This is a genomic window from Streptomyces sp. HUAS CB01 (genome assembly GCF_030406905.1).
In the GTDB taxonomy this organism is placed as follows: Bacteria; Actinomycetota; Actinomycetes; order Streptomycetales; family Streptomycetaceae; genus Streptomyces; species Streptomyces chengbuensis.
Map to the genome: position 1 here is coordinate 5,693,856 of NZ_CP129137.1, position 20,455 is coordinate 5,714,310.

Below are 20,455 nucleotides of genomic sequence, written 5' to 3' on the forward strand. Positions count from 1 at the left end.
ACGCCGGCCCGCGCGGGAGGCATCCCTCGCGCGGGACGGCGTCCCGGTGGGGCGCCGCGGCACGGCCGGCCCTGATGGTCCTGCCCGTCGCGTTCTTCGCCCTCTTCTTCGCCTACCCCGTGACCGCGATCGTCGGGCGCGGCCTGCGGGTGGGCGACGCCTGGCGGTTCGGCGCGATCGTCGACGTCGTCAGCCGCCCCGACCTCCTCGGGGTGCTCTGGTTCACCCTCTGGCAGGCCCTCGCCTCCACGGGGCTGACCCTGCTGATCGCCCTGCCCGGCGCCTATGTCCTCGCCCGCTTCGACTTCCCCGGGAAACAGCTCCTGCGGGCCGTGGTCACCGTGCCGTTCGTGCTGCCCACCGTCGTCGTCGGCACCGCGTTCCTGGCGCTCCTGGGCCGCGGCGGACTCCTCGACGACCTGTGGGGCGTACGGCTCGACACGACGGTCTGGGCGATCCTCCTCGCCCATGTGTTCTTCAACTACGCCGTGGTGGTGAGGACCGTGGGCGGTCTGTGGGCGCAGCTCGACCCGCGTCAGGAGGAAGCCGCACGGGTCCTCGGCGCCGGCCGTTTCACGGCCTGGCGCCGGGTCACCCTGCCCGCGCTGACCCCGGCCGTCGCCGCCGCCGCGCTGATGGTGTTCCTCTTCACCTTCACCTCGTTCGGCGTCGTGCAGATCCTCGGCGGCCCGGCGTACTCGACGCTCGAGGTGGAGATCTACCGGCAGACCGCCCAGGTGCTGGACCTGTCCACGGCCGCCGTGCTGACCCTGGTGCAGTTCGCCGCCGTGGGCGCGATCCTCGCCGTGCACGCCTGGACCGTGCGGCGACGGGAGACCGCGCTCCGGCTCGTCGATCCGGCGCTCACCGCGCACCGTCCGAGGGGTGCCGGGCAATGGGCACTGCTGGGCGGGGTGCTGGCCACGGTCGTCCTGCTGCTCGTGGCACCGCTCGCGGTGCTGGTCGAACGGTCCTTCGGCGAACCCGGAGGGTACGGTCTCACCTTCTACCGGGCCCTGCAGTCGGCCGAGGCGAGCGGCGGCACGTTCCTCGTCCCGCCGGCCGAGGCCGTGTGGAACTCCCTCCAGTACGCACTCGCCGCCACCGCGATCGCGCTCGTCATCGGCGGTCTCGCGGCGGCGGCGCTCACCCTCCCCAGGACCGCGTCCGGCCGTGCCCGCACGGCCGGCCGGTTCGTCCGCGGTTTCGACGCGCTGCTGATGCTGCCGCTCGGAGTGTCCGCCGTCACCGTGGGCTTCGGTTTCCTCATCACCCTCGACGAGCCGCCGCTCGACCTGCGCACCTCCTGGCTCCTCGTGCCGCTGGCCCAGGCGCTGGTCGGAGTGCCCTTCGTCGTACGGACGATGTTGCCGGTGCTGCGTGCCGTCGACGCACGACTGCGGGAGGCGGCGGCCGTGCTCGGCGCCTCGCCACTGCGCGCGTGGCGCGAGGTCGACCTGCCGCTGGTGCGCCGGGCGCTCCTCGTCGCCGCCGGCTTCGCCTTCGCCGTCTCGCTCGGTGAGTTCGGCGCCACCGTCTTCATCGCCCGGCCGGACAACCCGACGCTCCCGGTCGCCGTGGCCCGGCTCCTCGGCCGCCCGGGAGAGCTCAACTACGGGCAGGCGATGGCGCTCTCCACGATCCTCATGCTGGTCTGCGCGGTGGCGCTGCTGCTCCTCGACCGGCTCCGCCCCGACCGTTCCGCAGGGGAGTTCTGATGCTGGCGCTGGAGAACGCGACCGTACGCTTCGGGCGGCGGGCGGCGCTGGACGGAGTGGACCTGGAGGTCGCCGACCACGAGATCGTGTGTGTGCTAGGGCCGAGCGGCAGCGGCAAGTCGACCCTGCTCAGGGCAGTCGCGGGGCTCCAGCACCTGGACGGCGGACGGGTTCTGCTCGGCGGCCGCGACCAGACCGGGGTCCCGGTGCACCGGCGCGGGGTGGGTCTGATGTTCCAGGACCACCAGCTCTTCCCGCAGCGCGACGTCGGCGGCAATGTCGCCTTCGGCCTGCGGATGCACGGAGTGCCCAAGGGGGAACAGCTGCTCCGGGTCGAGGAGTTGCTGGAACTGGTTGGGCTCCCCGGCGCCGCGAGGCGGGCCGTCGGCGCGCTCTCGGGCGGCGAGCAGCAGCGCGTCGCCCTCGCCCGGGCGCTCGCGCCCAGGCCCCGGCTGCTGATGCTCGACGAGCCGTTGGGTCAGCTGGACCGCAGCCTCAGGGAACGGCTCGTCGTCGAACTGCGTTCGGTGTTCCGCAAGCTGGGCACGACGGTGCTCGCCGTCACCCACGACCAGGGGGAGGCCTTCGCACTCGCGGACCGGGTCGTGGTGATGCGGGACGGGCGCGTCGCCCAGTCGGGCGCCCCCAGGGACGTGTGGCAGCGGCCCGCCTCGGAATTCGTCGCCCGGTTCCTCGGCTTCGCCAACGTGGTGCCCGCGACGGTGGTCGGGGGAACCGCCGAGACCCCCTGGGGCGGGATCCCGGTTCCCGAGGGCTTGCCCCGGGGCGCGTGCCGGTTGCTGGTACGGCCGTCCGCGGTACGGCTCGGGCCGCGCGGCACGGGACTGCCGTGCGTGGTCGAGTCGCTGACCTTCCGCGGTCACCACGTCGCCGTACGGCTGCGGCCGTACGACGCGCCGCCGCTGGAGGCCGAGTGCGGGCTCGGGGACGCTCCCGAGGCGGGCGCCGAGGTAGGGGTGACGTTCGCCGCGGAGGACGTGGTGGTCCTGCGGACCGACGCCGGCGACTGACCTGACCTGACCGCGGGCGGCGCGGCCACCGGCCCCGCGAAGGACAGCCCCGCCCGCGGCCGGGCGGCGGCGCCTCCTCCGCCGTGCGCCATCGGCTCGTAATGGCCGGGCGGCGGCGCTTCCACCTCCCCGTGCGGCGTCGGCCGCGCCGGAGGTGCGGCGGCCGGTCCGCGGAACGGGGACGGCAGCGTCGTCCGTGCGGCGGGCCCGTCGGCGGAAGGCCGGGCGAGAGCGGTCAGTGTGAAGGCGTCAGCCGAACCGGCGGCGGTGCCTCCGTCCGCCGTGAGCCATCGGCTCGTACTGGCCGGGCGGCGTCGGCCTGCATCGTCCGTGCGGCGGGCCCGTCGGCGGAAGGCCGGGCGAGCGCGGTCGGCCGCCCCGGCCCTGCGGCGTCGGCCGCGCCGTCCGTGCGGCAGCCCGTCGGCCGACGGGCCGAGCGGGGAGCGGTCAGTGTGATGGCGGTCGGCCGCACCGGCCGCACCGGCCGTGCGGGGCGGTCAGCCGGCGGGTCGGGCGGTGGCCGCCAGCCGCGCCAGTGCCCCGGGGGCCTCGTCCACCGAGTCGACCAGGGCGATGCGCGTCTCCATCGCGCGGCCTTCCGCCAGGGACCGCAGCAGCGGCCAGGCCGGAAGCCTCTCCGTCCAGTGGGCGCGGCCGACCAGGACCATCGGGGTCGGCTCGCCCCGCGACTCGTAGTAGTTCGGGGTCGCGTTGTCGAAGATCTCCTGCAGTGTGCCCGCGGCGCCGGGGAGGAACACGACACCGGCGTTGCAGCGGGCGAGCAGCCCGTCCTCGCGGGTGGCGTTGGCGAAGTACTTGGCGATGTGCCCCGCGAACGGGTTCGGCGGCTCGTGCCCGTAGAACCAGGTGGGGATGCCGACCGAGTCACCGCCCCGCGGCCAGCGGGAGCGGATCTCGAAGGCGGTGGCCGCCCAGTCGGTGACGGACGGGGTGAACGACGGGGTCTTGCCGAGGAGTTCGAGGGCCTCGTCGAGCATCTCGTCGGGATGCGGGGCCGCGTAGGCGCCGAGGTTCGCCGCCTCCATCGCCCCGGGGCCGCCTCCGGTGGCGACCGTCAGACCGGAGCGGGCGAGGGCGCGGCCGAGGCGGGCCGCGCCGGCGTACTCGTCGGTGCCGCGGCTCATGGCGTGACCGCCCATCACGCCGACCACCGGTACGCCGTTGAGCAGTTCGTCGAGGGCGTCGGAGACCGCGTCGTCGTGCAGGGCCCGGAGCATCGAGGCGTAGATGTCCCGGTCCGCCTTGGTCAGCTGGAACCAGTCGTACGCGAGTGCGTCGGGCGTGTTCTCGTAGCCGCCGTCGTCGAGGCCGTCGAACAGCTCGTCGGGGGTGTAGAGGAGCCCCCGGTACGGGTCGAACGGCAGGTCCGGTATCGGCGGGAAGACGAGGGCGCCGTCCGCGCGGACCTTGGCCGTGGCGTCGGGCTCCATGACGCAGCCGAGGAACGTGGCGGCCGTGGTGTCGCAGGACAGGAGCGCGAAGGTGCGTCCGGTCAGGTCGACGGACTGGACGCGGTGCCCTGCGAGGCTGCCCCGCCGTGCGACGACCTGGTCGAACTCCTCGAGCGTCTCGATCTCCCGGTCGTCGTCGAGCGACGAGCCCAGCCGCGGCCTCTGTCCGTAAACCATGGCCGCCACGATATGCAACGGGTCGGCGGCCCCGGTGCCCGGGTCAGCGTCGCAGCGGCAGGGCCGCCAGTTCCGCCACCGCCCAGGTGAGCGGAGCGAAGACCGCGAGCAGCACCACGGCCCGGAGCATGGCGGTGGCCTGCAGCAGGGCCGCGGAGGCGCCCAGTTCGAGCAGCCCCGCCCGCGTGGCCGCGCGAGCCTGCCGCGCCTCCACCGCCGACGTGAGCAGCGACGCGACGGTGCAGGCCACGACGAGCGTCGCCCCGAGGGCGGTCAGCGGGCCGAAGGGCTGCGGGCGTTCCCCGGCGAGCGCGGAGGCCGCGATCAGGGCGGACACCACGGCGCACACGACCCCGAGGGGCCGCCCGATCCGGCGCGCGTCGTCCATGAGCGCCCGCCCGGCGAGCAGTCTCATCGCCCCGGGGCGCAGGGCCTGCAGTACCCGTCCGCACACGTGGACGATGCCGGGGCCCGCCATCGCGAGCCCCACCGCGGTCAGCGTCCAGCCGGCGAGCACCCCGCCCGGCGTGCCGCCCGCGCCCTCCGCGCCCCGGCGCGTGTACGCCTCGACGGCGACGCCCACGGCCGTGAGGGCGACCCCCCAGGGGAGGCCGCTCGGCGTTCCCGTGGCCTGCGGGGGCTCGTCGTCGGGGAGTTCGCCGTCCGGCCGGCGGCGCGGCCGGAGCGCGAGTGCGGCCGCTCCGGCCCCGGCGACCGGGACGAGCGCCAGCAGCAGGATCACCGCGCCCAGCGGCAACGGCCGACCCGCGGCGAGCAGTTCCGCCGCGTCGCCGTCGAACGGCATTCCGCTCAGGTCGCCGCGCAGATGCAGGAAGAACAGCAGGGCCACGGTGCTGCCGAGGGCACAGGACACGGCGGTGGACGCGGCGGCCAGCGCGCTCATGCGCACCGGCCCGAGCCCGACGGCGGACAGGCCCTGGCGGGGCCGTGTGGCCGGGTCGGTACGGGCCACCGCCACCGCGAACTGGACGGTGGCCGCCAGCGGGACGAGACACCACGCCAGCCGCTGCAGCGGAGGATCGGTGGGATGCGGGCCGGACACCGCGTAGGAGAGGGTGCACAGCAGGAGGAAGCCCACCCCCGCCGAGGCCGTCGCCACCAGCAGCCGGCGCAGCAGGACCAGGGGATGGGAGCCGCGGCTCAGACGGAGAGCGAGCACTCGGCCCGGCCTTCCGCCTCCGCGTCCTGCACCGGGGTGATGCGCCGGCCGTCCACCAGCGCCACTCCGCGGTCGGCGAGCGTCGCGACCTCCTCGTCGTGGGTCGCCAGCACGAGGGTGATGCGGTGGGACCGCGCGGCGGTGGTCAGGGTGCGCAGCACCTGGGCCCGGTCGGCGGTGTGCAGCGATGCGGTCGGCTCGTCGGCGAACAGCACCGCGGGGGTGGTGACCAGGGCGCGGGCGAGGGCGATCCGCTGCCGTTGCGACTGGGTGAGCGCCCGGGGGCGCTTGCGGGCGCACCGGCCGATGTCGAGCCGCTCCATCCACTCCAGGGCGGCGGTCCTGGCCTTGCGGTGCGAGGAGCCGCGCAGCAGCAGCGGCAGCGCCGCGTTCTCCCAGGCGGTCAGCTCGGGCACCAGCTGCGGCTCCGGCCCGATCCAGCCGAAGCGATCGCGCCGGAGCCGCTCGCGGTTGAGCGCCCCCATGGTGTGGACGGGGGTGCTGTTGAACCACACCTCGCCCTGCTGCGGCACGATCTGGCCCGACAGACAGCGCAGCAGGGTCGTCTTCCCGCTGCCGCGCGGACCGTTCACGGCGAGGATCTCGCCCTCGCGCACCCCGAGGGAGACTCCGCAGAGGGCGGGCGAGCCGCCGAAGGCGTGGTTCAGGGACCGCGCCCAGAGCACATCGTTGTCCGGCGGGACCACCATGGCGTACACCTCGGTTCAGATCCGTGGGTTCCGTTCCCCCGCACGGGCGAACGACCCCGAGGCCGATCGGTCACAGCACCGTAGGGACTCGGAGCCGGGTGTACGCACAGCACGCGGCCCGGACGCCTCTCTTCTCACCCGAAGGGAGGCGTCCGGGCCGCGAGGAGCCGGAGTCCGGCGGCACGCTCGCGCCGCCGGGCCACCGGCTTCGGCCTACAGCTTCGACCAGGCCTCGGAGAGGACGCCGCGCAGGATCTGCTCGATCTCGTCGAAGGTCTCCTGGGTGGAGATCAGCGGCGGGGCGAGCTGGACGACCGGGTCGCCGCGGTCGTCGGCACGGCAGTACAGGCCGGCGTCGAACAGCGCCTTGGAGAGGAAGCCGTAGAGGACGCGCTCGGTCTCCTCCTCGTTGAAGGACTCCTTGGTGTTCTTGTCCTTCACGAGCTCGATGCCGTAGAAGAAGCCGTTGCCGCGGACGTCGCCGACGATCGGCAGGTCGTGCAGCTTCTGCAGCGTCGAGAGGAACGCGCCCTCGTTGTCCAGGACGTGCTGGTTGAGCTTCTCGCGCTCGAACAGGTCGAGGTTGGCGAGGCCGACGGCCGCGGAGACCGGGTGGCCGCCGAACGTGTAGCCGTGCAGGAAGGTGTTGTCGCCCTTGTAGAAGGGCTCGGCGAGCCGGTCGGAGACGATGCAGGCACCGATCGGGGAGTAGCCCGAGGTCATGCCCTTCGCGCAGGTGATCATGTCCGGCACGTAGCCGAACTTGTCGCAGGCGAAGGTCTTGCCGAGACGGCCGAAGGCGCAGATGACCTCGTCGGAGACCAGCAGCACGTCGTACTGGTCGCAGATCTCACGAACCCGCTGGAAGTACCCGGGCGGGGGCGGGAAGCAGCCGCCGGCGTTCTGCACGGGCTCCAGGAAGACCGCGGCGACGGTGTCGGGACCCTCGAAGAGGATCTGCTGTTCGATCTGGTCGGCGGCCCAGCGGCCGAAGGCCTCGGGGTCGTCGCCGTGCAGCGGCGCGCGGTAGATGTTGGTGTTCGGGACCTTGTGCGCACCCGGCACCAGCGGCTCGAACGGGGCCTTCAGACCCGGCAGACCGGTGATGGACAGGGCGCCCTGCGGCGTGCCGTGGTACGCGACCGCGCGGGAGATCACCTTGTACTTGGTCGGCTTGCCGATGAGCTTGAAGTACTGCTTGGCGAGCTTCCACGCGGTCTCGACCGCCTCACCGCCGCCGGTGGTGAAGAAGACCTTGTTGAGGTCGCCGGGGGCCTCGTTGGCGAGGCGCTCGGCGAGCTCGACCGCCTTCGGGTGGGCGTAGGACCACACCGGGAAGAACGCCAGCTCCTCGGCCTGACGGGCGGCCACCTCGGCCAGCTCCCGGCGGCCGTGGCCCGCCTGGACCACGAACAGGCCGGCGAGGCCGTCGAGGTAGCGCTTGCCCTTGTCGTCGTAGATGTAGGTGCCTTCACCGCGCACGATGGTGGGCACGGGGGAGTTCTCGTACGACGACATGCGGGTGAAGTGCATCCACAGGTGGTCGTAGGCGGACTTGGAGAGGTCGCTGCGGTCCTTGCTCACGGCTATCGGGTTCCCCACATGTAGGTCTGCTTCTTGAGCTTGAGGTAGACGAAGCTCTCGGTGGAGCGCACACCGGGGAGGGTGCGGATGCGCCGGTTGATCACTTCAAGCAGGTGGTCGTCGTCCTCGCAGACGATCTCCACCATCAGGTCGAACGAGCCCGCCGTCATGACGACGTACTCGCACTCGGACATCGCGGTCAGCGCATCTGCCACCGGGTCCAGGTCGCCCTCGACGTTGATCCCGACCATCGCCTGGCGCCGCAGGCCCACGGTGAGCGGGTCCGTGACGGCGACGATCTGCATCACGCCTTGGTCGAGCAGCTTCTGGACGCGCTGCCGGACCGCCGCCTCGGAAAGGCCCACGGCCTTGCCTATCGCGGCGTAGGGACGGCGCCCGTCCTCCTGCAGCTGCTCGATGATCGCCAGGGAGACGGCATCGATCGTGGGGGAGGTACCGCCGCCCCCGGTCCTGGAGTCTGTGCTTCGACTGGCCACGAGCACACTGTGCACCGGAGTCGTAGATTCCGCAACCTGCGAGCGATGAAATTCGTTGTTGAGCGAATGAAAAGGCACCGATTTCGAAGACGAACGGGGTTGGGTCTGTCGAAAGCGTCACTCGTCGGGCTAGCCTGGGCCGCGTAGTGTGGGGGTGTCTCACCCATCGGACATCTGAGGAGGGGTGGCTGTGACCACCGAACTGCGTCGTCTGCGCAATTACATCGACGGAGAGTTCCGGGACGCCGCTGACGGGCGGACCATCGAGGTGGTCAACCCGGCCACAGGCGAGGCGTACGCGACCTCCCCGCTGTCCGGCCAGGCGGACGTGGACGCCGCCATGGCGGCAGCCGCCGCGGCGTTCCCGGCCTGGCGCGACACCACGCCGGCCGAGCGCCAGAAGGCCCTGCTGAAGATCGCGGACGCCTTCGAGGAGCGGGCCGAGGAGCTGATCGCGGCCGAGTCGGAGAACACCGGCAAGCCGCTCGGGCTCACCCGCAGCGAAGAGATCCCGCCCATGGTCGACCAGATCCGCTTCTTCGCGGGCGCGGCCCGGATGCTCGAGGGCCGCTCGGCCGGTGAGTACATGGAGGGGCTGACCTCCATCGTGCGCCGTGAGCCGGTCGGCGTCTGCGCGCAGGTCGCCCCGTGGAACTACCCCATGATGATGGCGGTGTGGAAGTTCGCCCCGGCCCTGGCCGCCGGCAACACCGTGGTGCTGAAGCCGTCGGACACCACCCCGGCCTCCACCGTCCTGATCGCCGAGATCATCGGCTCGATCGTCCCCAAGGGCGTCTTCAACGTCATCTGCGGCGACCGCGACACCGGCCGCGCGATGGTCGAGCACCCGGTCCCGGCGATGGCCTCCATCACCGGTTCCGTACGGGCCGGTATGCAGGTCGCCGAGTCGGCGTCGAAGGACCTCAAGCGCGTGCACCTGGAGCTGGGCGGCAAGGCGCCGGTCGTGGTGTTCGAGGACACCGACATCGCGAAGGCCGTCGAGGACATCTCGGTCGCCGGGTTCTTCAACGCCGGCCAGGACTGTACGGCCGCCACGCGTGTGCTCGTGCACGAGTCCATCCACGACGAGTTCGTGAGCGCCCTGGCCAAGGCCGCGCAGGAGACCAAGACCGGCATGCCGGACGACGAGGACGTGCTGTTCGGCCCGCTCAACAACGAGAACCAGCTGAAGCAGGTCTCCGGCTTCATCGACCGGCTCCCGGCCCACGCGAAGGTCGAGGCCGGTGGTCAGCGCGTCGGCGACAAGGGCTACTTCTACGCCCCGACGGTCGTCTCCGGCCTGAAGCAGGACGACGAGATCATCCAGAACGAGGTCTTCGGCCCGGTCATCACGGTCCAGTCCTTCACCGACGAGGCGCAGGCCGTCGAGTACGCGAACGGCGTGGAGTACGCGCTCGCGTCCTCGGTGTGGACGAAGGACCACTCCCGCGCGATGCGCATGTCCAAGGTGCTGGACTTCGGCTGTGTGTGGATCAACACCCACATCCCGCTGGTCGCCGAGATGCCGCACGGCGGCTTCAAGAAGTCGGGCTACGGCAAGGACCTGTCGGCGTACGGCTTCGACGACTACACGCGCATCAAGCACGTGATGACGTCCCTGGACGCGTAACGCGTCCCCGCGGGGCGTTCGAGCGTCCCGCGACATTGCACGAGGCCACCGGGGCCGTTGCCCCGGTGGCCTCGTGCATGCGCGGCCCCGGGCCCTGACGGCTCCGATGCCGTGGCCGGACCGGAGCCGGTGGCGGTGGTGGAGCCGGAGCCGGTGCACGTGCCGGACCGCCGGTGGCCGGGCTCCCGTACCCGCGGCCCGTGACGTCCTCGCCGACTCGGCCGACGAGGAGACCGCCGCGCCGGCCGAGGACCCGCTGATCTTCCCCGACGCCGCGATGCGCCGGCGCCTGGCGATCGCCCGGGACGTCACCTCGGCGGAGCGGCGGGAGTTCGAGAACCCCCGGAACGGGATCGTGGGGCTGCAGGCCGTGGAGGCGCGCGTGTGAACGCGGCGGACGGCGGCCGGCGGGCCGGGCGGAAGCTCCGGCCGCCGGGATGAGCCGCCGGTCCGTGGCGCGGCCGTCAGCGCTTGCGGCCCACCGCGCCGAACTGCGCCACCTCCACGGTGGTCGCCCCGCCGTCGCGCCAGCGGGCGCAGGAGACGATGCCGGGCTCCAGCAGGTCCAGCCCTTCGAAGAAGGCCGCGACCTCGGCACGGGTGCGGGCCGTGATCGGCGGCGTCGCGTTCTCGTTCCAGAACGCCATGGCCTCCGCGTTGCCCTCGCCGCCGAGTTCCAGCGTCGGGTGGGTCAGGGCGAGGTAACTGCCCGACGGGACGGCGTCCATGACGCGGTGGACGATCGCGCGGGCCTGGTCGGTGTCGAGGACGAAGTTGAGGATGCCGAGCATCATCACCGCCACCGGCTGCGACAGGTCCAGCGTCCGCCCCACGGCGCGCAGGATGTCGTCGGGACGGTGGGCGTCCGCGTCGATGTACTCGGTGCGGCCCTCCGGCGTGCTGGTCAGCAGCGCGCGGGCATGGGTCAGCACGATCGGGTCGTTGTCGACGTACACGATCCGCGAGGAGGGGGCGATGCGCTGGGCGACCTCGTGGGTGTTGTCCACGGTCGGCAGGCCGGTGCCGATGTCGAGGAACTGGCGGACGCCGGCGTCACCGGCGAGATGGGTCACGACGCGGCCGAGGAACGCCCGGTCGGCGCGCGCGACATGACCGATGCTCGGGTACATCCCGGTGACCGCGTCACCTACCTGACGATCAATCAGATAGTTGTCCTTGCCGCCCAGCCAGTAGTTCCAGACGCGGGCGTTGTGGGCGATGTCCGTGCGGATCCTGTCCTGGCCGGTGTCCTCGGGCCCTGTCACGACGTGCGTCCTCTCCCGGTCCGGGAACCGCTCAGGACACGGGTCAGCGCGTCCACGCGGTTCGTGGTGATCGAGTCGACTCCGCGACCCACGAGTCTGCGCATCGTCCCACGTGTGTCCGCCGTCCACACGGAAAGCAGATAACCGCTCGCGTGGACCCGGTCCGCCAGCTCCCGGCTCACGAGCCCGAAACGGTAGTTGAGCCAGCGGGGCCGCAGCGACGCGAGCAGCACCGGCCGCGGTGGGGCGAGCGTCGTCCAGGTCAGCGCGATCTCCGCGTCCGGGTCGGCGTCCCGCACCGCCAGCATCCCGACGGGGCCGCCCGTGTAGTAGACCCGGCCGGCGGCGCCCGCTTCGTGGACCGTGCCCGCGATCGTGCGCACGGCCGCCTCGTCCGCGCCCGGCAGGTCCAGCATGAGCCGGTGGCCGCCGACCGCGGCCAGTGCCGTCTCGAGGGTCGGCACCCCGCCGGAGGTCAGCTCGTCGAGCTGTGCGTGGGAGAGCCGGGCCAGCGGCCGGTCGTGGCCCCACAGCCGCTTGAGGGTGTCGTCGTGGAGCAGTACGGGTACGCCGTCCCGGGTCAGCCGGACGTCGACCTCGACGGCGTCCGCGCCCCGGTCGATCGCCGCCCTCAGCGAGGGCAGGGTGTTCTCCCGTGCGACGTAGGGATCGCCGCGGTGTCCTACGACCGTGACTCGGCGCATGGGCCGGACCTCACTTCGCGAGCCACTGCTCGGTGTACGCGTCGATCTCGCCCGCGATCCGCGCCTTACCGGCCGGGTCGAGGAACGACGCCTCCACGGCGTTCTTCGCCAGGCCGGCGAGACCACGCTCGTCGAGCTCCAGCAGCCGGGCGGCCACCGCGTACTCGTTGTTGAGGTCGGTCCCGAACATCGGCGGGTCGTCGCTGTTGACGGTGACGAGCACACCGGCCGCCACCATCTCCTTGATCGGGTGCTCGTCGAGCGTGGCCACCGCCCGGGTGGCGATGTTGGAGGTGGGGCAGACCTCCAGCGGGATCCGGTGCTCGGCGAGGTACGCCAGCAGCTCCGGGTCCTGCGGGGCGCTGGTGCCGTGGCCGATGCGCTCGGCCCGCAGGTCGTGGAGAGCGTCCCAGACGGTCTGCGGGCCCGTGGTCTCGCCGGCGTGCGGAACGGACCGCAGCCCGGCGGCTATGGCGCGGTCGAAGTACGGCTTGAACTGCGGTCGGGGCACGCCGATCTCGGGGCCACCGAGACCGAACGACACCAGCCCCTCGGGGCGCAGGTCGACGGCGAGCCGCGCGGTCTCCTCGGCCGCGTCGAGCCCCGCCTCGCCGGGGATGTCGAAGCACCAGCGCAACAGGACGCCGAGCTCGGTCTCGGCAGCCTTGCGGGCGTCCTCGATCGCCTCCATGAACCCCTGCTCGGGGATGCCGCGGCGGGTCGAGCTGAACGGGGTCACGGTGAGTTCCGCGTACCGGATCTTCTGCCGGGCCATGTCCCGGGCGACCTCGAACGTCAGCAGACGGACGTCGTCGGGGGTGCGGACCAGGTCCACGACCGACAGATAGACCTCGATGAAGTGCGCGAAGTCGGTGAAGGTGAAGTAGTCGGCGAGCGCCTCGGGGTCGAGGGGGACCTGGGAGTCGGGGTGCCTGGCCGCCAGCTCGGACACGATGCGCGGTGACGCCGAGCCCACGTGGTGGACGTGGAGCTCGGCCTTGGGCAGGCCCTCGATGAAGGGAAGCAGATCGGTCACCGGGTCCTCCGTGTGTGCTGTCCGTGCCGGTCAGGGATCATCGTAGGCGGGGCGGGTTGCGCGGAGCGGCCCGTAGCATGGCAGGTACACGATGGGGGAGGCCCATGTCAGACCGGAGTGACCAGCGGCCGGGCGCGAACGGACCCGAGGACCCGTGGGCCCCGCCGGAGCGCCGCACCCCGCAGGACCAGGACAAGGTCGAACTGGGCAAGCAGGACGGCCCGGGGCGCGGCGGCACCTCGCCGGCCGGCCCGTCGGGCGTCCACGACCAGCCGACGATCACCTCCATGCCCGGCGGCGATCCCTTCGCGGCTCCCGGTACCGGGTCGGGCGCCGGCGGTGACGGGGGCGCCGTACCCCCGCCGCCGATCGCCCCGGGCGGACCCGGGCAGACGGCGCCGGGCCCGTACGGCTATCCCGCCGGTGCGCCGGGCGGCACGTACGGCGGCCCGTCCTACGGGGCGCACGCCGGCTACCCGGGCCATGGCGGCTACGGGGCGGGCGGCTGGGCCCCGCCCCCGGCGAACGGCATGGGCATCGCGGCGCTGGTGCTCGGCATCATCGCCGTCGTGGGGTTCTGCATGTACGGCCTCGGCATCGTCCTCGGAATCCTGGCGCTGATCTTCGGCTTCATCGGTCGCGCCCGTGCGCAGCGCGGCGAGGCGAACAACGGCGGCATGGCGCTCGCCGGGATCATCCTCGGCGCGATCGGCATCGTGGTCAGCGCCGCCTTCCTCGGTTTCCTGATCTGGGCGGTCGCGAACGATCCGGAGATCCTCGAGCGGTCCGAGGACGACCCCTGGTCGACGACGCTGACCGTGGCCACGGCGACGCGCTGAGCCGGACGGTCCCCCGCGCCGCCCGGCCCCGCCCGCCGCCGGAACCCCCGTACCCCGGTCGACCCCGGGAGGCGAGGCACCGGGGTCCTTCACTCCGTCCGGCCCGTCCTCAGCCGCTCCCGCACCTCCATCAGCGCGAAGCCGAGCAGATTCAGCCCGCGCCAGCGCGCCGGGTCGCGCGCCCGCTCGTCGTCGGCCGCGAGGCCTATGCCCCATATGCGGTCCATCGGACTCGCCTCCACCAGCACCCGCTCGCCCGTGCCGAGCAGGAACGCGGACAGCTCGGGGTGCTGCGAGAACTTGTGGACGTTGCCCTCGACGACGATGCCGAAGCGCTCGCGCTCCCACGTGACGTCGCTGAAGCCGCGCACGAGCCGGCCTTCCTTCTTCGCCTGGGCCGGGCTCGCGGCAGCCACGGCCCTGCTCTCCGCCTCCGCGTCGCCGAAGAGGCGCGCCTTGCGGGCCATCATCCAGTGCTCGGCGGTCGCGTACTCGACTCCGTCAACCGTGAACGGAGCGGGCCACCACTGGCTCAGACAACTGGCGCCGACGGCACCGTCGGGCCGCGGCCTGTGGCCCCAGAAGTGCAGCCATCTGACCCGCCCGCCATTCCTGACCTGCTCCATCAGCCCCGCGGCCGACGCGTCGGTGATCCCCATGCACGCGAGTCTGGCATCCGCCACTGACACTCCGTCCGGGGATTTCCCCCCTGGCGCGACACATGGTCGACCGATTCCGTCGCGTAACCAAAAGGCAACTACGGAATCACTTGTTGGCGAAGTGGAGCTCTGTCAGGATCGGCACTCACTTCGATCTGGAACTACGGAGAGCGTCATGGGCAACCGCTTCCAGGTGCAGGACCGTTTCAAGGACGGCGCACAGTACATCGACGGAAGGCTGCGCCCCGGCACATCGGGACGTAACCACGCAATCGTAGACCCCGCCACCGGGGAGCAGGTGCTCGCCTACGACCTGGCGGGCACCGACGACGTCGATGCCGCCGTCGCCGCGGCCCGGGCGGCGTTCCCCGGCTGGGCCGGCGCGACGCCCGGCGAGCGCTCCGACGCCCTGCACCGCTTCGCGTCCGTGCTCGCCGAGCAGGCCGAGGACCTCGCCCAGGCGGAATCGCTCCAGTGCGGGAAGCCGATCAAGCTGAGCCGGGAGTTCGACGTCCCCGGGACCGTCGACAACACCGCCTTCTTCGCGGGGGCCGCGCGCCACCTCCAGGGCCAGTCCGCGGGCGAGTACAGCGGAGACCACACGTCGTACGTACGCCGGGAGCCGATCGGCGTCGTCGGCTCCGTCGCGCCCTGGAACTACCCGCTCCAGATGGCCGCCTGGAAGGTCCTCCCGGCCATCGCCGCGGGCAACACCATCGTCCTCAAGCCCGCCGAGATCACACCTCTGACCTCGCTGATGTTCGCCCAGGCCGCCACCGAGGCGGGCATCCCCGACGGCGTCCTCAACATCGTCACCGGCACCGGCAGGGAGGCGGGCGAGCACCTGGTCGCACACCCGGACGTGGCCATGACCTCGTTCACCGGCTCGACGCCCGTCGGCAAGCGGGTCGCCGAGGTCGCCACGGCCACCGTCAAGCGGCTCCATCTGGAACTCGGCGGCAAGGCCCCGTTCGTCGTGTTCGACGACGCCGACCTCGAGGCCGCCGTGCACGGGGCGGTCGCCGGCGCACTGATCAACAGCGGTCAGGACTGCACCGCGGCGACCCGCGTCTACGTCCAGCGCCCCCTCCACGACGCCTTCGTCGCCGGAGTCGCCGACCTGATGGCGACCGTCCGGCTCGGCGACCCCTTCGACCCGTCCACCGACCTCGGCCCGCTCGTCTCGCACGCCCAGCGCGACCGGGTCGCCGGCTTCGTCGACCGGGCCCGCTCGTACGCCACCGTGGTCACCGGCGGCAAGGCACCCGGCGGTGACCTGGCGAAGGGCGCCTACTACCTCCCCACGCTGATCTCCGGCGCCGCCCAGGACAGCGAGGTCGTCCAGTCCGAGATCTTCGGACCCGTCCTGGTGGTCCTGCCGTTCGACTCCGACGACGAGGGCATCGCGCTCGCCAACGACACCCCGTACGGGCTCGCCGCCTCCGCCTGGAGTCGTGACGTGTACCGCACGGGCCGCGCCACCCGCGAGATCAAGGCGGGCTGCGTGTGGGTCAACGACCACATCCCGATCATCAGCGAGATGCCCCACGGCGGCTACAAGGCCAGCGGGTTCGGCAAGGACATGTCGGTGTACTCCTTCGAGGAGTACACGCAGGTCAAGCATGTGATGTACGACAACACCGCGGTGGTCAGGAAGGACTGGCACCGCACGATCTTCGGGGACCGATAGCAGCCACTGCCGTACGACCGACGGCGACCCATCCCGAAAGGCAACACAGCGCATGAAGCAGTACCAGCCCGAGCGCCTCTCGGAGGCCCAGGTGGCCGCTATGCGGCGGAGCTTGAGGAACGGCCGGGGCGCGCTCTCCCGCCGCTCCCTGCTGCGAGCGACGGGCATAGGCGCGCTCACCATAGGTGGCATGGGCGCGCTGAGCGCGTGCGGTATCCCGCCCGCCAAGCGCGAGGGCGAAGGGGCGGCGGCCTCCGACGACCACTCGGCCCGGGAGAAGCAGATCACCTTCTCCAACTGGACGCAGTACATCGACATCAGCGAGGACGAGAAGAGCCACCCGACGCTCGACGCGTTCACCAAGCGCACCGGGATCAGCGTCAAGTACACCGAGGACATCAACGACAACGTCGAGTTCTTCGGCAAGATCCGGCCGCAGCTCGCCGCCGGGCAGGAGACCGGGCGCGACCTGATCAACGTCACCGACTGGCTCGCCGCCCGCATCATCCGCCTGGGCTGGGCGCAGAAGCTCGACCCCGCCAACCTGCCGCACGCATACGCCCATCTGTCGCCGCAGTTCCGCAGCCCGGACTGGGACCCGGGGCGGGCCTACTCGTACCCCTGGACCGGGATCTCCACCGTCATCGCCTACAACTCCAAGGCGACCGGCGGCCGGAGGATCGAGAGCGTCTCCCAGCTGCTCGAGGACAAGTCGCTGCGGGGCCGGGTCGCCTGCCTGTCCGAGATGCGCGACACCATCGGGATGACCCTGCTCGACATGGGCAAGGACCCGGGCAAGGTCACCGGCGACGACTACAACGCGGCGATCGCGAAGGTCCAGAGGGCGGTGGACACCAAGCAGATCCGCCGCTTCACCGGCAACGACTACACCTCCGACCTGGACAAGGGCGACATCGCCGCGTGTCTGGCCTGGGCCGGCGACCTCGTCCAGCTCCGCGTGGACAACCCCGACATCCAGTTCGTCATCCCCGACGCCGGCTACATGACCTCCAGCGACAACCTGATGGTCCCGGCCAGGGCCCGGCACAAGACCAACGCCGAGAAGCTCATCGACTACTACTACGAGCTCCCGGTCGCGGCCCAGCTCGCCGCCTACATCAACTACGTCTGCCCGGTCGAGGGCGTCGGCCCCGAGCTCGCCAAGATCGACCCGGCGCTCGCCAAGAACACGCTGATCCTCCCGGACAAGGCCATGGCCGCGAAGTCCCATGCCTTCCGCTCGCTCAGCAGCGAGGAAGAGACGGCGTACGAAGAGAAGTTCGCCAAGCTCATCGGCGCCTGACCCCTCCTGCTTCCCTGCTCCCCTCTCGACACCTGGGACCGCGATCCATGACTGACAAGACAGCGGGCGGAGACGTCCGCCTCACCGGGATCAGCAAGACCTACGGCTCGTTCACGGCCGTGCACCCGCTGGACCTGACCGTCCCCGAGGGCTCGTTCTTCGCCCTGCTCGGCGCCTCCGGCTGCGGCAAGACCACCACCCTGCGGATGATCGCCGGCCTGGAGGACCCCACCACCGGCTCCGTGTTCCTCGGCGACAAGGACGTCACCGACCTGCCGCCGTACAAGCGCCCGGTGAACACCGTCTTCCAGAGCTATGCCCTCTTCCCGCACCTGACCATCTACGAGAACGTCGCCTTCGGGCTGCGCCGCCGCGGCATCAAGTCCGTGAAGAAGCAGGTCGACGAGATGCTGGAGCTCGTCCAGCTCGGCGACAAGGCCAGGCACAAGCCGCACCAGCTCTCCGGCGGCCAGCAGCAGCGCGTCGCCGTCGCCCGCGCGCTCATCAACCACCCGCAGGTGCTGCTGCTGGACGAGCCGCTCGGCGCCCTCGACCTCAAGCTGCGGCGCCAGATGCAGCTGGAGCTCAAGCGCATCCAGACCGAGGTCGGCATCACCTTCGTCCACGTCACCCACGACCAGGAGGAGGCCATGACCATGGCCGACACGGTCGCGGTGATGAACGGGGGCCGGGTCGAGCAGCTCGGCGCCCCGTCCGAGCTCTACGAGAACCCGCAGACGACGTTCGTCGCCAACTTCCTCGGCACCTCCAACCTCATCGAGGCCGAGGTCGCGGAGGCCGCCGGCGGACAGGTCGTGGTCACCGCCGCCGACGCCAAGCTGCGGCTGCCCGCCGCGCGCTGTGCCACCCGGCCCCGTACCGGAGGCAAACTCCTCGTGGGCGTCCGGCCCGAGAAGATGTCCCTGGCGCACGCCGACGACGCCGGTGACATCGCCGACGGCCGCAACCGGTTCACCGGGAAGATCGCGGACTCCAGCTTCATCGGCGTCTCCACCCAGTTCGTCATCGACAGCCCGGTCTGCCCGGAGCTCGAGGTGTACGTCCAGAACATCGAGAGGGACCCCCGCCTGGTACCCGGCGCCGAGGTCGTCCTGCACTGGAATCCCGAGCACACGTTCGGCCTCGACGCGGCTCAGGACATAGACGCGGGCGTGGAGACGGTGGAGGAGTCCGCATGACCGTCACCGAGGCACCCCCGGCCTCGCCCGCGCCCGCCGCCCCCGAGCCGGTCCTGCGCAAGCAGCCGGTGCGCCGGAAGCTGGTGCCGTACTGGCTGCTCCTGCCGGGCATCCTGTGGTTGCTGGTCTTCTTCGCCCTGCCGATGGTCTACCAGGCCTCGACCTCGGTGCAGACCGGCTCCCTGGAGAAGGGCTTCCAGGTCACCTGGCACTTCCAGACGTACTGGGAGGCCCTCAGCGAGTACTACCCGCAGTTCCTGCGGTCGGTGCTGTACGCCGGCACGGCCACGATCCTGTGTCTGCTGCTCGGCTATCCGCTGGCGTACCTCATCGCGTTCAAGGCGGGACGCTGGCGCAATCTGCTGCTGGTGCTGGTCATCGCGCCGTTCTTCACCAGCTTCCTCATCCGGACGCTCGCGTGGAAGACGATCCTCGCGGACGGCGGCCCGGTCGTGGACGTCCTCAACACCGTCGGCTTCCTCGACGTGACCGGCTGGCTCGGGATGACCGAGGGGAACCGAGTGCTGGCCACCCCGCTCGCCGTGGTCACCGGTCTGACCTACAACTTCCTGCCGTTCATGATCCTGCCGCTGTACACCTCGCTGGAGCGGATCGACCCGCGGCTCCACGAGGCCGCGGGAGACCTCTACGCCAGGCCGTCGACCGTCTTCCGCAGGGTGACCTTTCCGCTGTCGATGCCGGGTGTGGTCTCCGGGACGCTGCTGACCTTCATCCCGGCGAGCGGCGACTACGTCAACGCCGAACTGCTCGGCTCCACGGACACCCGGATGGTCGGCAACGTCATCCAGTCGCAGTTCCTGCGGGTGCTCGACTATCCGACCGCAGCCGCGCTGTCGTTCATTCTCATGGCCGTCGTGCTGATCATGGTGACGGTCTACATCCGCCGGGCCGGTACGGAGGATCTCGTCTGATGCTGCGACTCTCGACGACGTGGATACGACGCAACCTGGTCGTGATCGCGGGTCTGCTCACGCTCGCCTACCTGGTGCTGCCGAACATCATCGTGATGGTGTTCTCCTTCAACAAGCCGGCCGGGCGCTTCAACTACTCCTGGCGGGAGTTCTCCACCGACGCGTGGAAGGACCCGTGCGGTGTGGCCGACATGTGCGACTCGCTCAGCCTGTCGCTGTGGATCGCGCTCTGGGCGACGATCGGCGCCACGGTCCTCGGCTCGATGATCGCCTTCGCGCTCGTCCGCTACCGCTTCCGGGCCCGCGGGGCGATCAACTCCCTGATCTTCCTGCCCATGGCGATGCCCGAGGTCGTGATGGCGGCCTCGCTGCTGACGCTCTTCCTCAACCTGGGGGCGGAGCTGGGCCCGACGACCATCCTCATCGCGCACACCATGTTCTGCCTCAGCTTCGTCGTGGTGGCGGTCAAGGCCCGGGTGATGTCGATGGACCCGAGGCTGGAGGAGGCCGCCAGGGACCTCTACGCGGGACCGGTGCAGACCTTCCTGCGGGTCACACTGCCGATCGCGGCGCCCGGCATCGCCGCGGGCGCGATGCTCGCCTTCGCGCTCTCGTTCGACGACTTCATCATCACCAACTTCAACTCGGGCAACACCGTCACCTTCCCGATGTTCGTCTGGGGCTCCGCCCAGCGCGGTACGCCCGTGCAGATCAACGTCATCGGTACGGCCATGTTCGCCCTCGCCGTCATCGTCGTCGTCGCCGGCCAGGTCATCAGCGGCCGGCGGAGGAAGACGGCACTGCCCAAGTAGCACCCCGAAGGAGTGGA

At 71.4% G+C, this 20,455-nt stretch carries 18 protein-coding genes and 1 pseudogene; 10 read left to right on the top strand and 9 right to left on the bottom strand.

Features of this window, described 5'->3' with window-relative positions:
* Positions 1 to 74: 74 nt before the first annotated feature.
* Together QRN89_RS25265 and QRN89_RS25270 are read left to right on the top strand one after the other, a co-directional pair.
* Positions 75 to 1,718 (top strand): ABC transporter permease, encoded by a 1,644-nt coding sequence (locus QRN89_RS25265; RefSeq protein WP_290351652.1) that lies wholly within the window; start codon positions 75 to 77, stop codon positions 1,716 to 1,718.
* Positions 1,718 to 2,749: an ABC transporter ATP-binding protein gene (locus tag QRN89_RS25270; RefSeq protein ID WP_290351653.1), complete on the top strand. Its 1,032-nt coding sequence runs from the start codon at positions 1,718 to 1,720 to the stop codon at positions 2,747 to 2,749. The genes QRN89_RS25265 and QRN89_RS25270 overlap by 1 nt, the downstream gene beginning before the upstream one ends.
* Positions 2,750 to 3,246: 497 nt before the next feature.
* On the opposite strand, the gene QRN89_RS25275 is transcribed toward QRN89_RS25270, so the two are convergent.
* The 5 genes from QRN89_RS25275 to QRN89_RS25295 all read right to left on the bottom strand — a co-directional run bounded on the left by QRN89_RS25275 (position 3,247) and on the right by QRN89_RS25295 (position 8,369).
* The gene (locus QRN89_RS25275; RefSeq protein ID WP_290351654.1) at positions 3,247 to 4,398 is read right to left on the bottom strand and encodes an LOG family protein; all 1,152 of its coding nucleotides are present in this window, start codon (positions 4,396 to 4,398) and stop codon (positions 3,247 to 3,249) included.
* 43 nt (positions 4,399 to 4,441) lie between these two features.
* Entirely contained in the window at positions 4,442 to 5,578 is a 1,137-nt protein-coding gene (locus QRN89_RS25280; protein ID WP_290351655.1) for a hypothetical protein, read from the bottom strand.
* Positions 5,560 to 6,288: an ABC transporter ATP-binding protein gene (locus tag QRN89_RS25285; protein ID WP_290351656.1), complete on the bottom strand. Its 729-nt coding sequence runs from the start codon at positions 6,286 to 6,288 to the stop codon at positions 5,560 to 5,562. Before QRN89_RS25285 ends, QRN89_RS25280 begins: the two co-directional genes overlap by 19 nt.
* 213 nt (positions 6,289 to 6,501) lie before the next feature.
* Complete coding sequence (locus QRN89_RS25290) at positions 6,502 to 7,890, bottom strand: aspartate aminotransferase family protein (RefSeq protein WP_290351657.1); 1,389 nt, start codon at positions 7,888 to 7,890, stop codon at positions 6,502 to 6,504.
* Positions 7,875 to 8,369, bottom strand: coding sequence for an Lrp/AsnC family transcriptional regulator (locus tag QRN89_RS25295; protein WP_269728142.1), 495 nt, complete (start codon positions 8,367 to 8,369; stop codon positions 7,875 to 7,877). Before QRN89_RS25295 ends, QRN89_RS25290 begins: the two co-directional genes overlap by 16 nt.
* 190 nt (positions 8,370 to 8,559) lie before the next feature.
* On the opposite strand from QRN89_RS25295, the gene QRN89_RS25300 reads away from it, so the two are divergent.
* Both QRN89_RS25300 and QRN89_RS25305 read left to right on the top strand, forming a co-directional pair.
* The gene (locus QRN89_RS25300) at positions 8,560 to 9,999 is read left to right on the top strand and encodes a gamma-aminobutyraldehyde dehydrogenase (RefSeq protein ID WP_290351658.1); all 1,440 of its coding nucleotides are present in this window, start codon (positions 8,560 to 8,562) and stop codon (positions 9,997 to 9,999) included.
* Between the two features lie 184 nt (positions 10,000 to 10,183).
* Positions 10,184 to 10,387, top strand: a pseudogene (locus tag QRN89_RS25305) (hypothetical protein); the annotation flags it as partial.
* Between the two features lie 76 nt (positions 10,388 to 10,463).
* On the opposite strand, the gene QRN89_RS25310 reads toward QRN89_RS25305, so the two are convergent.
* Genes QRN89_RS25310 through QRN89_RS25320 form a run of 3 tightly spaced genes read right to left on the bottom strand, consistent with a single transcriptional unit; the run spans position 10,464 to position 13,004 of the window.
* A complete protein-coding gene (locus QRN89_RS25310) occupies positions 10,464 to 11,264 on the bottom strand; it encodes an SAM-dependent methyltransferase (RefSeq protein ID WP_290351659.1) in 801 nt (266 codons plus the stop codon).
* Positions 11,261 to 11,968, bottom strand: coding sequence for a glycerophosphodiester phosphodiesterase (locus QRN89_RS25315; protein WP_290351660.1), 708 nt, complete (start codon positions 11,966 to 11,968; stop codon positions 11,261 to 11,263). The genes QRN89_RS25310 and QRN89_RS25315 overlap by 4 nt, the downstream gene beginning before the upstream one ends.
* A gap of 10 nt (positions 11,969 to 11,978) precedes the next feature.
* The gene (locus tag QRN89_RS25320) at positions 11,979 to 13,004 is read right to left on the bottom strand and encodes an adenosine deaminase (protein ID WP_290351661.1); all 1,026 of its coding nucleotides are present in this window, start codon (positions 13,002 to 13,004) and stop codon (positions 11,979 to 11,981) included.
* A 104-nt stretch (positions 13,005 to 13,108) separates the two neighbouring features.
* Between QRN89_RS25320 and QRN89_RS25325 the strand changes: the two genes are divergently transcribed.
* Positions 13,109 to 13,843, top strand: a complete 735-nt coding sequence (locus tag QRN89_RS25325; RefSeq protein ID WP_290351662.1) for a DUF4190 domain-containing protein — start codon at positions 13,109 to 13,111, stop codon at positions 13,841 to 13,843.
* Between the two features lie 89 nt (positions 13,844 to 13,932).
* Here the strand turns inward: QRN89_RS25325 and ybiA are convergent, their stop codons facing one another.
* Entirely contained in the window at positions 13,933 to 14,502 is a 570-nt protein-coding gene (gene ybiA, locus QRN89_RS25330; RefSeq protein WP_290351663.1) for a riboflavin biosynthesis intermediates N-glycosidase, read from the bottom strand.
* A gap of 175 nt (positions 14,503 to 14,677) precedes the next feature.
* On the opposite strand from ybiA, the gene QRN89_RS25335 reads away from it, so the two are divergent.
* From QRN89_RS25335 to QRN89_RS25355, 5 genes are read left to right on the top strand one after another with little or no spacing between them, the layout of a single operon-like run.
* On the top strand, positions 14,678 to 16,192 hold the full coding sequence (locus QRN89_RS25335; RefSeq protein WP_290351664.1) for a gamma-aminobutyraldehyde dehydrogenase: 1,515 nt from the start codon (positions 14,678 to 14,680) through the stop codon (positions 16,190 to 16,192).
* Between the two features lie 52 nt (positions 16,193 to 16,244).
* A complete protein-coding gene (locus tag QRN89_RS25340; protein ID WP_290351665.1) occupies positions 16,245 to 17,495 on the top strand; it encodes a polyamine ABC transporter substrate-binding protein in 1,251 nt (416 codons plus the stop codon).
* A gap of 47 nt (positions 17,496 to 17,542) precedes the next feature.
* Positions 17,543 to 18,694: an ABC transporter ATP-binding protein gene (locus QRN89_RS25345; protein ID WP_290351666.1), complete on the top strand. Its 1,152-nt coding sequence runs from the start codon at positions 17,543 to 17,545 to the stop codon at positions 18,692 to 18,694.
* Positions 18,691 to 19,626 (top strand): ABC transporter permease, encoded by a 936-nt coding sequence (locus QRN89_RS25350; RefSeq protein WP_290351667.1) that lies wholly within the window; start codon positions 18,691 to 18,693, stop codon positions 19,624 to 19,626. Before QRN89_RS25345 ends, QRN89_RS25350 begins: the two co-directional genes overlap by 4 nt.
* Positions 19,626 to 20,438: an ABC transporter permease gene (locus QRN89_RS25355; protein WP_290351668.1), complete on the top strand. Its 813-nt coding sequence runs from the start codon at positions 19,626 to 19,628 to the stop codon at positions 20,436 to 20,438. The genes QRN89_RS25350 and QRN89_RS25355 overlap by 1 nt, the downstream gene beginning before the upstream one ends.
* Positions 20,439 to 20,455: the final 17 nt, after the last annotated feature.

What these genes read in the sequence shown, in the direction of transcription:
- QRN89_RS25265 (WP_290351652.1), top strand. Translation starts at nt 75, where the DNA reads ATGGTCCTGCCCGTCGCGTTCTTCGCCCTCTTCTTCGCCTACCCCGTG.
- QRN89_RS25270 (WP_290351653.1), top strand. Translation starts at nt 1,718, where the DNA reads ATGCTGGCGCTGGAGAACGCGACCGTACGCTTCGGGCGGCGGGCGGCG.
- QRN89_RS25275 (WP_290351654.1), bottom strand. Translation starts at nt 4,398, where the DNA reads ATGGTTTACGGACAGAGGCCGCGGCTGGGCTCGTCGCTCGACGACGAC.
- QRN89_RS25285 (WP_290351656.1), bottom strand. Translation starts at nt 6,288, where the DNA reads ATGGTGGTCCCGCCGGACAACGATGTGCTCTGGGCGCGGTCCCTGAAC.
- QRN89_RS25315 (WP_290351660.1), bottom strand. Translation starts at nt 11,968, where the DNA reads ATGCGCCGAGTCACGGTCGTAGGACACCGCGGCGATCCCTACGTCGCA.
- QRN89_RS25325 (WP_290351662.1), top strand. Translation starts at nt 13,109, where the DNA reads ATGTCAGACCGGAGTGACCAGCGGCCGGGCGCGAACGGACCCGAGGAC.
- ybiA (WP_290351663.1), bottom strand. Translation starts at nt 14,502, where the DNA reads ATGGGGATCACCGACGCGTCGGCCGCGGGGCTGATGGAGCAGGTCAGG.
- QRN89_RS25335 (WP_290351664.1), top strand. Translation starts at nt 14,678, where the DNA reads ATGGGCAACCGCTTCCAGGTGCAGGACCGTTTCAAGGACGGCGCACAG.
- QRN89_RS25340 (WP_290351665.1), top strand. Translation starts at nt 16,245, where the DNA reads ATGAAGCAGTACCAGCCCGAGCGCCTCTCGGAGGCCCAGGTGGCCGCT.
- QRN89_RS25345 (WP_290351666.1), top strand. Translation starts at nt 17,543, where the DNA reads ATGACTGACAAGACAGCGGGCGGAGACGTCCGCCTCACCGGGATCAGC.
- QRN89_RS25350 (WP_290351667.1), top strand. Translation starts at nt 18,691, where the DNA reads ATGACCGTCACCGAGGCACCCCCGGCCTCGCCCGCGCCCGCCGCCCCC.
- QRN89_RS25355 (WP_290351668.1), top strand. Translation starts at nt 19,626, where the DNA reads ATGCTGCGACTCTCGACGACGTGGATACGACGCAACCTGGTCGTGATC.